At 62.5% G+C, this 14,765-nt stretch carries 11 protein-coding genes; 2 read left to right on the top strand and 9 right to left on the bottom strand.

The features are described 5' to 3' along the window. Window positions 1–106: 106 nt before the first annotated feature. Both CVS27_RS01010 and CVS27_RS01005 read left to right on the top strand, forming a co-directional pair. Window positions 107–2,140 (top strand): DUF6807 family protein, encoded by a 2,034-nt coding sequence (locus CVS27_RS01010; protein WP_306418469.1) that lies wholly within the window; start codon window positions 107–109, stop codon window positions 2,138–2,140. Between the two features lie 70 nt (window positions 2,141–2,210). Then, complete coding sequence (locus tag CVS27_RS01005; RefSeq protein WP_103463877.1) at window positions 2,211–4,304, top strand: beta-galactosidase; 2,094 nt, start codon at window positions 2,211–2,213, stop codon at window positions 4,302–4,304. A gap of 191 nt (window positions 4,305–4,495) precedes the next feature. Here CVS27_RS01005 and CVS27_RS01000 read toward each other — a convergent pair whose 3' ends face one another. From CVS27_RS01000 to CVS27_RS00960, 9 genes are all read right to left on the bottom strand, one after another. Continuing rightward, window positions 4,496–5,170, bottom strand: a complete 675-nt coding sequence (locus tag CVS27_RS01000) for a Poxvirus protein I5 (protein WP_243400003.1) — start codon at window positions 5,168–5,170, stop codon at window positions 4,496–4,498. 2 nt (window positions 5,171–5,172) lie between these two features. After that, the gene (locus CVS27_RS00995; protein WP_103463876.1) at window positions 5,173–6,096 is read right to left on the bottom strand and encodes a carbohydrate ABC transporter permease; all 924 of its coding nucleotides are present in this window, start codon (window positions 6,094–6,096) and stop codon (window positions 5,173–5,175) included. Then, window positions 6,093–6,998, bottom strand: a complete 906-nt coding sequence (locus CVS27_RS00990) for a carbohydrate ABC transporter permease (protein ID WP_370739456.1) — start codon at window positions 6,996–6,998, stop codon at window positions 6,093–6,095. Before CVS27_RS00990 ends, CVS27_RS00995 begins: the two co-directional genes overlap by 4 nt. Before the next feature lie 65 nt (window positions 6,999–7,063). Then, on the bottom strand, window positions 7,064–8,350 hold the full coding sequence (locus CVS27_RS00985; protein WP_103463874.1) for an ABC transporter substrate-binding protein: 1,287 nt from the start codon (window positions 8,348–8,350) through the stop codon (window positions 7,064–7,066). 217 nt (window positions 8,351–8,567) lie between these two features. Next, entirely contained in the window at window positions 8,568–9,515 is a 948-nt protein-coding gene (locus tag CVS27_RS00980) for a glycoside hydrolase family 43 protein (RefSeq protein ID WP_103463873.1), read from the bottom strand. Then, window positions 9,512–10,486 carry a family 43 glycosylhydrolase gene (locus CVS27_RS00975; RefSeq protein WP_243400002.1) on the bottom strand — a complete coding sequence of 325 codons (975 nt, stop codon included), beginning with the start codon at window positions 10,484–10,486 and terminating at the stop codon, window positions 9,512–9,514. Before CVS27_RS00975 ends, CVS27_RS00980 begins: the two co-directional genes overlap by 4 nt. 575 nt (window positions 10,487–11,061) lie before the next feature. Continuing rightward, window positions 11,062–12,402, bottom strand: coding sequence for an NADP-specific glutamate dehydrogenase (gdhA, locus tag CVS27_RS00970; RefSeq protein WP_103463872.1), 1,341 nt, complete (start codon window positions 12,400–12,402; stop codon window positions 11,062–11,064). 160 nt (window positions 12,403–12,562) lie between these two features. Beyond that, window positions 12,563–13,312, bottom strand: a complete 750-nt coding sequence (locus tag CVS27_RS00965; protein ID WP_103463871.1) for an ArsR/SmtB family transcription factor — start codon at window positions 13,310–13,312, stop codon at window positions 12,563–12,565. 135 nt (window positions 13,313–13,447) lie between these two features. Next, the gene (locus CVS27_RS00960; RefSeq protein ID WP_370739446.1) at window positions 13,448–14,659 is read right to left on the bottom strand and encodes an acetoin utilization protein AcuC; all 1,212 of its coding nucleotides are present in this window, start codon (window positions 14,657–14,659) and stop codon (window positions 13,448–13,450) included. Window positions 14,660–14,765 lie beyond the last annotated feature (106 nt).

Raw genomic sequence — 14,765 nt, 5'->3', positions numbered from 1 at the left:
TCACTTTCGCACCCCCGGGTTGTGCTGTCAAAGGGCCCGGGGCACCTCTACCCAATTCGCTTTTGCCCTCCGTGAAAGCAAGCACAGATGGAGACCGATCAAACGCATGGGCAGCATGGAAAACCTTCTTACGGCGCAGACCTCCCACGCCAGGCCCACCTCGCTCCCCCGGATCGCACTTGTGGGAGTTCATGGCTTTGGCGCCCACCATTTGATCAATCTAGACCGTTTGGCGGCTGCAGGGGCCTTGAAATTGGTGGCCGTGGCTGATCCCAACCCTCCAGCACCGGGACGCTTGGCCGAAGACGTCAAGATTTTCCATGATCTGGCGGAGCTGCTCTCTGCTGGAGTCTCGCCGGATGTGGTCATCATCGCCACACCCATTCAAACCCATGCACCGCTGGGCCTGGCCGCTCTGGCGGCAGGCGCCGACGTCTATCTGGAAAAGCCCACTGCCGCCTCAATGTCCGCCTTTGAGGAGCTGCGCGCAGCTGCGGCCGCCGCCGGCAAGTCAGTCCAGATCGGTTTCCAGTCGCTCGGTTCGCTGGCACTGCCGGCACTGGCCACCGCCATGTCCCAGGGCGCTCTTGGCGCCATCACCGGCGTCAGCGCCACCGGCATGTGGGTCCGCGACAAGGCCTACTACCAACGCTCGCGCTGGGCCGGCAAGCGCACCATCAACGGGGTGGATGTGGTGGATGGAGTCACCACCAATCCACTGGCCCACGCAGTTGCCACGGCCCTGCACATCGCCGGCATCCACTCCGCCGAGCAGATTGAAACAGTCGAAACCGACTTGTACCGTGCCCACCAGATTGAAGGCGACGACACCTCAAGCGTGCGGATCACACCCACGCAGGGGCCGCGCGTCGTCAGCGCCTTGACGGTGTGTGCGCCGGAAGAATCAGACCCTTTTGTCACCGTTCACGGCACCGACGGTACGGCGGTTTTCTACTACACCGAGGACATTCTGGACATCACGACTGCTGCGGGCACCACCTTGCAAAAATTTGCCCGCACGGATCTGTTGGAGAATTTGCTGGCACACCGCTCGGACGGCACACCCCTGCTCAGCTCTCTTGAGAACAGCGGCGCCTTCATGAGTGTGCTGGAAGCAGTGCGCACGGCCCCCGACCCGCAACCCATAGCCGATGAACACCTTCAGTGGCATGGCGAGGGGACTGCCGCCCATCCCCTCATTACTGGCATCGGCACCTGGATTGAACGGGCGACGGCGGCGCAGGCCACCTTCAGCGAAATCGGCGCACCGTGGGCCCGGCCTGCCCCGTCCGTGGACAGCATTGTGGTTGCGGGCGTGGAAGTCGCCCGTGAGCTCAGCGGCGAAAACGTGGCCACAACCCTCTCGCCACGTCCGTATCTGCACCCGGTCACCACCCTGGGCGGTGTGGTTGTTACCGAGGCCCTGCCGTTGGACCACCCCTGGCATCTTGGCGCTGGAGTGGCCTTGCAGGACGTCAATGGCGTGAATTTCTGGGGCGGTAAAACGTACCGGCGCGATGCGGGCGCCTACATCTGGCGGGCGGACCACGGCACTGTGCGGCGCACAGCCTCCGTGGACCAGGCGGCGTCACGGCAGCAGGAACTGTTGTGGTGCGGACCCGATGGTGAGGAAATATTGCGCGAAAACCGGTCCTGGTCCTGGGAAGCTCTGCCCGAGGGTGCTTGGAGACTGACACTTTCATTCACGCTGACCACTGCCGGGGCCGAGGCCGTGAGCCTGGGCAGCCCCGGTTCCAACGGGCACCGGGGCAGCGGCTACGGCGGCTTCTTTTGGCGCCTGCCTGCCGTGGAAAACTCGCACATCCGCACAGCCTCGGCAACCGGTGAATCGGCTGTCCACGGCAGCAGCGCACCCTGGCTGGCCTGGTCCGGGGAGTTCTCCGGAAAGCCGGCCACCTTGGTGTTCTCCGCCCCGCCGGAAGCCGCCGATCCCTGGTTTGTGCGTGCCACGGACTACCCCGCGGTAGGATCCGCGCTTGCCGGGGATGCCGCCGTCGTGCTGGCTCCGGGGCAGGCGCTGACGCGCACCATCACCGTCACCCTAGCCGACGGCATCGCCAGCGACGCACAGGCCGCCCACTGGGCCAACGCCGGGAAGCCCCCAGCGACTCAAGCCTGAGGGCGCGGCCCCACAACCAATTCTTGAACTCAGCAATTCCTTTTTACCTGCATCAGACCAAAGGAGCTCCATGTCGTCCCCGAACCCCCAGCAGTCCAGTCCGCCGCCGAAGAGTGCCGCGGCCCAAGAACCCGTTGGCGCCGCCGAGCTGCGGGCGGCCACGTTGTGGGAGGCCCTTCCCGGGCTGTCCTACGGTGGGGACTACAACCCGGAACAGTGGCCCCGGGAGATTCGGCTCCAGGATGTGGACCTCATGCGCCAAGCAGGCGTAACGGCCCTGAGCGTCGGGATATTCTCCTGGGCCTGGCTGGAACCGGCCGAAGGGCAGTATGACTTCGACTGGCTCGACGAGGTCATGGATAACCTCGGCGCAGTCGGCATCAAGGTTGCCCTCGCCACGGCCACGGCGGCACCGCCGCCCTGGCTGGTCCGCAAGCACCCGGAAATCCTGCCGGTCTCAGCCGACGGGACTACGCTGGGATCGGGGTCGCGGCGTCACTACTCGCCGTCGTCGTCCGTCTACCGGCAGTATGCCGCGCAAATCACCCGGGTGCTGGCGGAACGTTATAAGGACCACCCGGCGCTGGTGTTGTGGCATGTTGACAACGAACTGGGCTGCCACGTGGGCGACTTCCACGGCCCCGAGGACACTGCGGCCTTCCGCGGCTGGCTGGAACGGCGCTACGGCACCATTGCGGAGCTGAACGAGGCCTGGGGCACCGCTTTTTGGTCCCAGCGCTACGGCAGCTTCGAGGAAATCCGCACCCCCGGCACTGCCCCCACAACACTGAACCCCACACAGCAGCTGGACTTTGCCCGCTTTAATTCCTGGGCCTTCATCGACTACTACGACATGCTGCTTGAGGTCATTCGCGAGGTGACCCCGCACATTCCCGCGACCACCAACTTCATGGCCTCCAGCGCCACCAAAACCCTTGACTACTTTGACTGGGCCGCCCATGTGGACGTCATCGCCAACGACCACTACCTGGTGGCCGCCGACACCGAACGCCACATTGAGTTGGCCTTCAGCGCCGACCTGACACGGGGCATTGCCGGCGGAAAGCCGTGGATGCTGATGGAGCATTCCACCTCCGCCGTGAACTGGCAGCCACGCAACCTGCCCAAGCTGCCCGGCGAAATGCAGCGCAACTCGCTGGCGCATGTGGCACGCGGCGCGGACGCTGTCATGTTCTTCCAGTGGCGCCAAAGCAAGGCCGGCTCGGAGAAGTTCCACTCGGCCATGCTGCCGCATGCCGGGACCAACACCAGAGTCTGGAACGAGGTGCTGGAGCTGGGCGCCGCCCTGCAGGCCCTGAATGCCATCCAGGGCTCACTGGTCGAATCCCGCACGGCCATCATCTTTGACTACGAGGCGTGGTGGGCCAGCGAACTAGACTCCCATCCCAGCACCGACGTGAAGTACCTAGACCTGCTGCGCGCCTTCCACCGGGCCCTGTTCCGTCGCGGCATCACCGCTGACTTCCTCCACCCATCAGCGAATCTGGACGGTTACGATCTGATCCTCGCGTGCACGCTGTATTCGGTGAACGACGCCGATGCCGCCAACATTGCCGCCGCCGCCCACCGCGGGGCAACAGTGTTGATCAGCTACTTCAGCGGCATTGTTGACGAGAACGACGCCGTCCGGCTGGGCGGGTACCCAGGCGCCTTCCGCGAACTCCTGGGTATTTCCACCGAGGAGTTCCATCCGTTGCCCGAAGGAGCCCTGGCCGCCGTTGCCCCGGCGGGCGCCGGGGGCACCGGCTGGTCAGGGCGGATCTGGAGCGAACATGTGCATTTGGCGGGGGCGCAGGCCCTGGCCAGCTTCACCGAATACCCGTTGGAGGGCGTCCCCGCACTGACCCGGAACACCACCGGCGCCGGTGCCGCCTGGTACCTGGCCACGTTCCCGGAGGAGGATGCTCTGGATGGGATCCTCGGGTCGCTGCTGGCGGAGTCCGGCGTGAGCGCCCCCGTGGCGGTTGCTCCCGGCGTTGAGCTGACCCGCCGTCGGGCAGCGGACGGAGCCGGCTACCTCTTCGCCATCAATCACGGCCGGGAGGACGCAGCTGTTGCCGCGGCCGGTCTTGAGCTCATCAGCGGGACACCGTTTGCCGGGGTTGTGGCAGCCGGCGCCGTGGCCGTGATCGCCGAAAGCTAACGCTTTCCATAATTGAGACTGCAGCTGATGCGGGTGCGCCCGTCCGGCACCCACATCAGCTGCAGTCTCAAACCATGACAGACCCAAAAAGGCGGCCTCCGGGTCCCAGGATTTCCTGGGACCCGGCGGCCGCCTTGTGTGTTGCCGTACTTTTAGTTGTTGTATGGCGGTGCCGCTTTGCGGTGCTGCGTTTAGCCGTGCACGCTCCGCTGGCGGAACCGCACCGACACAACCGCCAGCGTCAGGGCGCCGGGCACAATGAAGACCAGCGGCGGCAACATCCACACGAACGTCAGGCACATGGCCATGGCTACGAGCAACAAGAGCGTGCCGATCCAGTCACCAGCGGCTTCACGCTTGGCCTGTGCCCAAGAAGCCGCCCACGCTGAACTGGCGGGGTCCGCCGTCGAACCTGGCTCCGCGGCACTACGTGCCCGTTCCTCCTGCCAAAGGCCCGCCGTCCGCAGGAGCAACACGGCAAGCCCCCCGGCCAGAACCACGGTGGCGAACAGGACGGCCCTGCCACCGGGCAATTGCTGGGACCCAGCCAGCAGAAGATTGACGCCGGCCACCAGGGCAGCGCCCAGCGCCAGAAGGCCGAACTTCCAGCTGCCTGGCAATGCTGCCTTGAAGTCGGTCCAGAGCGAGGCGATGGTGTCGGGGCGGCCCGAAACATGGCGTTCCATGTGGGCCGCCCCGGCAGCGTACGCTGCCGGGACGGTCACGAGGGGCAGGCCCAGCACGAACAGGCACACGCCCAACAGCAGCGTCTCGCTCAACAAGGCAAACTTGTTGACTTTTGGTGCTGCCGTTGCGGCAAGCCTGGCATTGCGTTCCTGGCGCGTGGTCCGGCGGGTGGCAGACATGGCTAGCCCTTCAGTCCCTGGGTGGAGACACCTTCAACAATGTGGCGCTGGAAGATCAGGAAGAACAGCAGCACCGGCAGCAAGGCCAGAACTGACATGGCGATCATGGCGCCGTAGTCCGAACTTTGCGTTTGGTCCACGAACAGGCGCAGAGCCAACGGCAGCGGGTACTTCTCGGGGCTGTTCAAGTAGAGCAGCGGGCCAAGGAAATCGTTCCAGCTCCAGATGAACGAAAAGATGGAGGCGGTGATGATGGAGGGCTTCATGAGCGGGAGCATGATGCTGCGGAAAATCCGCACGTGCCCTGCCCCGTCAATACGTGCCGCCTCATCAAGTTCCCGCGGCAGGTTTCGCATGAACTGAACCATGAGGAAGACGAAGAACGCCTCGGCTCCCAGGAACTTGCCCAACAGCAGCGGGATGAACGTGTCCACCAGGCCCAGCTGCTGGAAAATAATGTACTGCGGGATGATGACCACGTGGAACGGCAGCAGCAGTGTCACGATCATGAGGGTGAAGAACAGTTTCCGCCCCGGAAAATTGATGCGTGTGAAGGCATAGGCAGTCACCGTGGATGAAAACACAACGCCCACCACCGAGCCAACAGCCAGGATCAGCGAGTTACCGAAGAACTGCAGCGTGCTGACCCCGCCAATGCCGTCCATGGCCTTCACGAAGTTGTCAAAGCTGAAATTGCTTGACCAGATGGCGGCGTTGCCGACGATTTCGCTGCTGGGTTTGAAGGACGATGCCACCATCCAGACGGCCGGGTAGAGGACCACGGCTATCAATACCAGGGAAACTCCGTGGAAGACGAGTGCTTTGAGGCTCTTCCCCAGAATGGTTCGGCCTTGGGGGTGGCGGTTTCCCGCTACCCCGGAGGTGCCGCTGGCGGCAGTGTCGGGCTTGATTGCTGTGGTGGTCATTTTTCATCCCCACTGTAGTGGACCCAGTTGTTGGAGGTCTTGAAGAAGATGAGGGTGATGATGCCGATGGCGATGAGCAGCAGCCAGGCCATGGCCGAGGCGTAGCCCATGCGGAAGTCGCCAAAACCTCGCAGGTACAGGTACAGGGTGTAGAACATGGTGGAACCTGCGGGCCCGCCCGAACCGTTGGAAATGATGAAGGCGGAGGCGAAAATCTGGAAGGCGTGGATGGTCTCCATGAGCAAGTTGAAGAAGATCACCGGTGAAAGCATGGGCAAGGTGATGCTGGTGAACTTCTTCAGCCAGCCGGCCCCATCCATCTCGGCCGCCTCGTAAAGTTCCGCGGGGACCTGCTTGAGCCCGGCCAGGAAGATGATCATGGGGGCACCAAACTGCCAGACAGTCAACAAGATCATCATGGGCATGGTCATATTGGGGTTTCCCACCCAACCGCCCAGACCGATCCCGAAGAAGCTCAGGAACTGGTCCACGGGGCCGGCATCGCCAAACATTGCCTTCCACACAATCGCGATGGAAACGCTGGCACCAATAAGCGAAGGCACATAGAACGCTGAGCGGTAGAAGCCCTGGCCCCGGCGCTTGCTGTTGAGCAGCATGGCAATGGCCAATGCCGCAGCCAACTTCGTCGGCGTACCAAAGACCACGTAGGTCAGGGTCACCTTGACGGACTGGAGGAAGCGTTCGTCGGCGAACAGGTTCGTGTAATTGTCGAACCCGATCCACTTGGGCGCTTCAAACAAGTTGTAGTTGGTGAAGGAAAGGTACAGCGAAGAAATCATGGGCCCTGCAGTCAGGGCAATGAACCCCAACAGCCAGGGGAGCAAAAAGGTGTATCCGGTGAGAGCCTCGGCCCTCCGCTGCTTGGATTTTTCATTTCGCAGCGAAGGGCCGAACTGCGCCCGCCGGGTCGGGGCTGGTGTTTGTGCCAATGCAATACTCTCGTCTGCTACGCGTTTTGCTGGATGACGTCTTCAGCGGACGTGAACCACTGGTCAACAGCCTGGTCCACGGTAACCTTGCCGTAATTGAGCTCTTCCTGGATGCGCAGGAATTCGGTCTCCAGCGTGCCAAAGCCAACAATGGGGGGTTCCGGTGCGTCGCTGAGGTACTTGGCAATGGACTCTTCGTAGGCCACAACCTGGGCGTCGACGCCGTCGAACGTGGTGGCTTCGCGCTGGATCTTCGACGCCGGGACGCCGCGGGTGGTCTTGAAGATCGCGCCAACCTCGGGAGAGTTGAGCATGAAGTCGATGAACTTGCCCGCAGCTTCCTTGTTCTTGGTCTTTGCACTGGCCACCATGAGCATGGCGGGCTTCAGGAACAGTCCAAGGTTGTTGGGATCGTCCGAGGGGACAGCCACCATCTTCAGTTCCTTCGCCCCGGAGTCAGCAAGGTAACCGCCCATGAAGTTGTCCCAGGTGGGCTCGGAGACGGTCTTGTTGGCGCCGAAGGGGGACTTGGGCAGCAACTGGGTGATTTTGTCGGAGGGAATAATGGCGGGGGTTCCGCGCAGTTCCTTGTTCAGGTTCCACCACTTGGTCAGGTCTGCTTTGGTGAAGCCGAGCTTGCCCTCAGAGGTGAAGCTTTCGATCTTGTTCTGGCGCAGCCAGATGTTGAACTGCCACCAGATGCCGGTGAAGTCGGTGGAACCATAGTACTTGCCGGCACTCTTGGTACCGGCATCGAGCAGGAACTGCTGGTACTCGGCGTAGCTCCACTCGCCGGTTGGTTCGGCAACGCCGATTTCCTGCAACTTGGCCGGGTCGTAGTAGACGGCGAAGGCGTTGGTGCCGGTGGGCAGGGCAACCTGTTTGTCATTGACCTTGCCGGAGGGCAGCAGCTTCGCGTCGAAGCCGGACATGTCGATGCCGGCCTGGCCCAAGTCCAGCAGCTGGTTGCGCTGAGCGTAGTCCCGCAGGTAGGACAAGTCCCACTGCATGACGTCCGGCAAGCCACCCCCGGCGGCTTCCGTGGCGCGCTTCTGCCAATAGCCGGCCCAGTCGGTAAACGTGCCCACAACCTTGATCGTGGGGTTTTTCTCGTTGAACAGTGCAATGGCCTTGTTGGTGCGCGCTGCGCGGTCATCGTTGCCCCACCAGGTGTAGTTCACCAATGTGGGGTTTTCGGCAGTGCCGCCGCCGGCAGTGTCGCCGGATTTGCCGCATGCGGACAGCAATGCGGTGGCAGCCACACCCGTGGCAATACTGGTGATGAGTTTCCTTCTGCTGATCATGGGAGCTCCCTCGCTCGTAGACTTGCTCGGGGCCACTGTGGCCGCCGCTGTTGGTGCTTTTCAAATCCTTGGTGTCACCTGTGAACGTGACCAAAATAACAGCTTATGAAACGATACAATATCTCGCTGCGGGTGACTTGGCAAGCGCATTCCGAAACGTCCCCGAAATATTTGTCCCTCACTTGTTAGCGCTCACTGGCTACAGGTGTGGGCGGTACTACCATTGCGCGGACCGCAACCGCGCCATTTCCTGCGCACTGACGGCCAGGAGGGATCCATGCCTGGCACCCGGCGGCAGGGCAGCGTCCGGCAGGTGCTCCCAGACGCCACCAGCAAGGTCACTCGTGGCGAACAGCTGGTATCCGCGCAGACCAAATTCATCGGCCAGCAAATACCAGCGGCCGCCGGCCGGATCGGCAGCCACGGCCGGGCCTTCCGCCTGGACCATCACGCCCTTGCCAATGTCCACTGACAGCGGGGTGAAGGCGGGGTCGTCCAGAGAAGTCCCGACTTCCCCAAAAATGTGCCGGCCCGCCGTTGCCGACCCTTCCGGGCCCATGGCGTTGGCCGAGAACCTGTAGTGGCGCCCCTGCTCCACGAGGAAGGTGGCGTCAATGACGTCATGACCCAGATCAAGGTAGACCTCAGGGTCCCCAAAAGTGCGAAAATCCGTGGTTTCGGCAACCATCATGCGTTGGTGGCTGCCGGCTTCGCGGCCACTACCGGGGGCGAACAGGGCCGAAGCCCAAAAAACCAGCCAGGCCTTGCGTTCGTGAGACCAGAAAGCCTTCGGCGCCCACGTATTGCCGGCATCGGGGGTGGACACACAGCGTCGGAAGGGGCCCTGCCATGTCACCAGATCAGCCGATTCCCAGACGATGATCGAATCACTGCCATGGCGGGTGGCCCGGTCCCAGTCCTGCCCCGTGCCAATCTTCAGGTCGGTGGCCAGCAAGACAAAGCGGTTTCCTCGTTCATAGCGGACCAGGAAGGGATCGCGGGTGCCACCTTCCCCCACGGCGGATGGCAGAACGGGCAAGCCGGCATTGAGCGGCGTCCATGCGAGCGGCTCCGGGCCATCGCTGAGCGCAAACCGGACTTGTTCGCCGTCGGACACCTCTTCGCTCAGAAAGTAGGACAGCAAGAACCCTCCGCCCGACGTCATTCCGGCGCTCCGTGCGCCACGGCCGGCACCGGCAGGCACAGCGGCTCGGCCGTGGGAACCACCTGCTCCAGAAGGCCATCCGGCCTATGGTGCAGCCTGTCAAAACGGAGCTCGCGATGGTAGCCGTTGCCGCCGGGTATGGCGAAGCGATGGTACGCCACCACCCAGTCGTCAGTCCCGGCCACGCGCGCAATGGCATGGTGTCCCGTGGCCAGAATGCCACGGTCAGCGTCCTTGCACAGCAGAACCCCGCGGTACCGCCACGGACCAAGAGGTCCGGAGCCCGTGGCGTAGTGGACCTGATAGTCCTCGCTGCGGGTGTCATCGACCGACCAGGACAGATAATAGCTGTCACCGCGCCGATGCACCCACGCGGCTTCCCGGAAATCCCGGGGCACCCAAGAGACCACTTGGGCCGGGTCAAAGGAAACCATGTCCGCACCCAGCCGGACCCCGTGGGCCACCGAATTTCCCCAATAAAGGTAGCTTGCCCCGTCGTCGTCGGTGAAGATCGCCGGATCTATTGCGACCCCGGCAAAGTCGCCCTCCGCAACCAGTGGCCGACCGGTGTCCACATAGGGGCCCGCAGCCGCCTCGGCCACGGCCACGCCTATGGAGCCGCGGTCGGCGGTGAAGTACAGGTAGTGCAATCCGTTCGCGTGCGCATAGGCCGGCGCCCACGCGTGCCCGGCAGCCCATGCCGAGTCCCGCACGTCAAAGGCCACGCCGTGGTCTTCCCACGTGAGCAGGTCGTGCGAGGTAAATGCGCGGAAGGCTGTTGAACCCCAGTCCGGGGAACCGTCGGTGGTGGCGAACACCAAGTATCGCCCGTCAACTACTGCAATGGTGGGATCGGCAAAGTAGCCAGGGATGGGCGACGGCGTCTCCGTGGCCGTGCTCGTTCCGGCGCCCACGTGGAGCGGCTCGGCGATGGTGAAGTTGCTGTCAATTCTCATCTGGGCACGGGACATGGACGTTCGCTCCTGGGGTTCGCAAAGAGTGGCCCGCTCGGGATGGCGGGCGCGTGCGCAACATCAAGTGTGAGCGCTAACAAACGGACTGTCAAGGATTTGTAAAATCCTTTCATGTGCGTGCGCACTGACAACTGCAGCCACAAACAAATCTGAGACGTCAATTGGGTGAGTTAGGCGGCAAGGATGAGGATGACCTCGTTTCCGAGCTGCCCACAGCTCTTCAAAGAGTCTGCTGGTGGCCAGCTGTGCGGTGTTGGCAGCTTATGCGCCAGCCTGAGAACCGGGGCCACTTAGGGCATGCGCGCTACTGGAACCGGGCATGGCGCCAGTGTCACAGCTGCGCCGCACTGGCTCCTGGCGCGACGCATAGCCAAAGCAGGCGTGCCCAGAATGGGGTATATGCGCCACACTGGTTTCCACGGCTGCGCATAAGCCACGGCAGAATTTACAGGTACCCCTGGCGCGGCGAAGCCGCCCACCAGCTGATGCAACTAACCCGCAGAAATCGCCGAAAAAATGGCATTTTGCGCGGTTTTTCGGCGATTTCTGCGGGTCAGTTGAGGCGGAGGAGCTTAGATCAAACCCTGGGCCAGCATGGCGTCGGCAACCTTGACGAAGCCGGCAATGTTGGCACCAACCACGTAGTTGCCCGGGGAGCCATAGGTGTCAGCTGTTTCGGCGCAGCGATCGTGGATGCCCACCATGATCTGGGTGAGGCGGGCCTCGGTGTGCTCGAACGTCCATGCGTCGCGGCTGGCGTTCTGCTGCATTTCCAGCGCTGAGGTGGCTACACCGCCGGCGTTGGCTGCCTTGCCGGGGCCGAACAAGGTGCCGGACTCCTGGAAGACGGCAACAGCACCACTGGTGGAAGGCATGTTGGCGCCTTCAGCTACGGCGATCAGGCCGTTCTTGACCAGCTTGGTGGCTGCTTCGGTGTTGAGTTCGTTCTGCGTTGCACAAGGCAGGGCAACGGTGGCGTTGACGTCCCAGACGGAACCGCCCTCAACGTAGCTGACGGAAGCTCCACGGCGAACCGCGTACTCCTTCAGGCGGCCGCGCTCTTTTTCCTTGATCTGGCGCAGGAGGGCAACGTCAATGCCGTTCTCATCCACAATGTAGCCGGAGGAATCCGAGCAGGCCACAACGTTTGCGCCGAGCTGCTGCGCCTTGGCGATGGCGAAGGTGGCAACGTTTCCGGAACCGGAAACCACCACGCGCTGGCCATCGAAGGTGGTGCCGCGGGTCTTGAGCATCTCGTTGGCGAACAGAACCGTACCGAAACCGGTAGCTTCCGGACGCACCAGCGAACCGCCCCAACCAACACCCTTGCCGGTCAAAACGCCCGACTCGTAGCGATTGGTGATGCGCTTGTACTGGCCGAACAGGTAACCGATTTCGCGGCCACCCACACCAATGTCACCTGCGGGGACATCGGTGTACTCACCAATGTGGCGGTACAGCTCGAGCATGAAACTCTGGCAGAAGCGCATCACTTCGGCGTCGGACTTGCCGCGTGGGTCAAAGTCGGACCCACCCTTGCCGCCGCCGATGGGCATGCCGGTCAGGGCGTTCTTGAAGATCTGCTCGAAGCCGAGGAACTTCACAATGCCCAAGTACACCGACGGGTGGAAACGCAGGCCGCCCTTGTACGGGCCAAGTGCCGAGTTGAACTCAACACGGAAACCGCGGTTGATCTGCACGCGTCCCGAATCATCCATCCACGGCACACGGAAAATAATCTGGCGCTCGGGCTCACACAAGCGCTGCAGAACGGCAGCGTCAACGAATTCTGGATGCTTATCCAAAACCGGACCGAGGCTTTCAAACACTTCAAGAACAGCCTGGTGGAATTCTTTTTCGCCGGGGTTGCGAGCTAAAACTTGCTCCCGGATGGCTTCTAGCCTGGTATCCATGAGTCTCCTGAAAAGGGTGAGGCGCGAAAAAAGCGCATAAATATGCTCACTGGCAATCTTCCAGTCACCACGGCCGTAAGACTAATTTTTCCCATTCTTCGAAACGTCATGCATGTTCATGCATAAAACGCGGGATCAGGCGGAGTTGCGGTCCGTTTACCTAGTCTTTGCGGCGCCTAAAAGTAGGCAATGCCGGAAGGTTGGCCAGCAAATCTGCCGCCTTATTGGCTGCACGGCCCACGCTACGGCTAATCTGCCCGGGAACACCACCATCGTTTTCATTCGATTGCACAATCACCGCCGCCTGGCTGGAGGGAATTGTCCCTGTTGCCCGGACTCCGGCCGCCCCGTTGGCTGCGGCATGGGCAGCAGGGGTAGTACTGACGGCGGTACTGGTGGCGGCATTGCTGGCATGAGGTGCGGGCGCACCGGCAACTTGCGCTGCGCTGGTGGGGACTCGGGCACCATTGGCTGCCGCGGGAACCAGCTTTTCCGCGGGCTGCACTTCTTTCGCTGCCGCAGGCGCAGCAACAGGCACTGCTGTGGCAGGAACCGGCTGAGGCGCAGCCGGGGCTGCAACGTGCCCTGCACCGGCAAGAGGGGCCCGCGTATGGAGTGGGGCCACGGCTGTACCGGAAAGTCCGGGCGCTGTGGCGCCGAGGGATTCCAGCCACCCGGCAACCAGCGCAAGGGGTTCCGTGTTGATCCCGTAGAACCGCTTCTGGCCCTGCGCGCGCATGGTGACAACGCCTGCTTCGCGCAATACGCGCAAATGCTTGGACACTGTTGGCTGCGAGACCCCCAGTTCATCCACCAGCTGACCCACGGCCTTGCTCTCCTGAGCCAGGGCTTCCAAAATGTCCCGGCGGGTACTTTCGGCAATCACCGCAAAGACTTTTTCAACAACCATCCCACTACTCTAGCGACATATGCCGGCTACAGTATTTTTTGACTCTCCGGGCGCCCTTGTTGGGCTGGGCCCACACGCCCGAGGGCCACGAACTTCGGACGCGCCAGCGGCTGAGGTTTGGGGAGGAGTTGGGGATCAGTCAAACCACGGATCGAGCCCGTACATGGGGAAAACCGCTTTCCGGGTGGCCATCACTGTCCTGTCCAACGCGTCCGAGGGGTTGTAACCAACTTCCCAGGACCGCCACCACGTATCGGCATCCTCCCCCATGAATAACGGAGCTACCTTGCCGTATTTCTGCGCAACATGACTGCGCCACGTCTCAGGCACGGGAGTTCGCAGCGGAACTGGTTTGCCCGCCACAATGGCCATCAGGTGGCTCCACACCCGCGGCACCACACCCACAATGTTGTAGCCGCCGCCGCCGGTGGCAATCCACCGCCCGCCACACATCTTGTCCGCCAACGCCGCAATGCTCAGAGCCGCCTCACGCTGCCCGTCAACGCTCGTGTTCAGATGGGTCAGCGAGTCTTCCCGGTGCGAGTCGCAGCCGTGCTGGCTGACAATGACCTCCGGCGCAAAGGCTTCCACCAATTGAGGCACGACGGCGTGAAAGGCCCTGAGCCAACCGGCATCCGAGGTGCCGGCTGGGAGGGCAACGTTCACTGCGGTGCCTTCTGCCAGTGGCCCGCCCAGGTCGTTGGCGAACCCCGTGCCTGGAAAGAGCGTCACTCCGGATTCGTGCAGTGAAATGGTCAACACCCGGGGGTCGTCCCAGAAGATGCGCTCAGTGCCGTCGCCGTGGTGGGCGTCTATGTCAATGTAGGCAACTTTGGAAACCCCTGATTCCAGCAGCTTAACAATGGCCAAGGCGGTGTCGTTGTATATACAGAACCCGCTGGCTTTGCCGGCGAAGGCGTGATGCATGCCGCCACCAAAATTCACGGCGCGCGGGACGGCGCCGCTGATAAGTGCGCTTGCGGCCAGCAAGGATCCCCCGGCCAATCGGGCGCTGGCTTCGTGGATCCCGACAAAGACGGGGTCATCTTCTGTGCCCAGACCACGGTCGGGATCACTCAGGGTGGGGTCATCCCCCACCCGGCGGACCGCGGCTATGTAGTCGCGGTCATGAACTGTGGCGAGCTGGTCATCGCCCGCCACATAGGACTCCACCACATCCACCTGCGGCAGTTCAAAAATCCCCAGCTCACGAGCCAGTGATGCTGTGAGGTCAAGACGGGCCGGGGACATCGGATGATGGGGGCCAAAATTGTACGCCGACATGGCCGCATCGCAGACTATGCTTGTCGGGACGGCCGCTGGTCCTGCACTGGCGAAGGATGACATCCACCACAGGCTATCGAAGTATGGCAGCAATTGCAGTATCCACGGCTCGGCAACATCTACGGCAGGAAGGGCAGCAACGCGTTGGCAGCAAATTCAACACTTCAAC

Origin of the sequence: Arthrobacter glacialis (assembly GCF_002909445.1) — a bacterium.
In the GTDB taxonomy this organism is placed as follows: Bacteria; Actinomycetota; Actinomycetes; order Actinomycetales; family Micrococcaceae; genus Specibacter; species Specibacter glacialis.
Note: the sequence above shows the minus strand (reverse complement) of the source record. Positions and strands in the feature narration are given on the sequence as shown.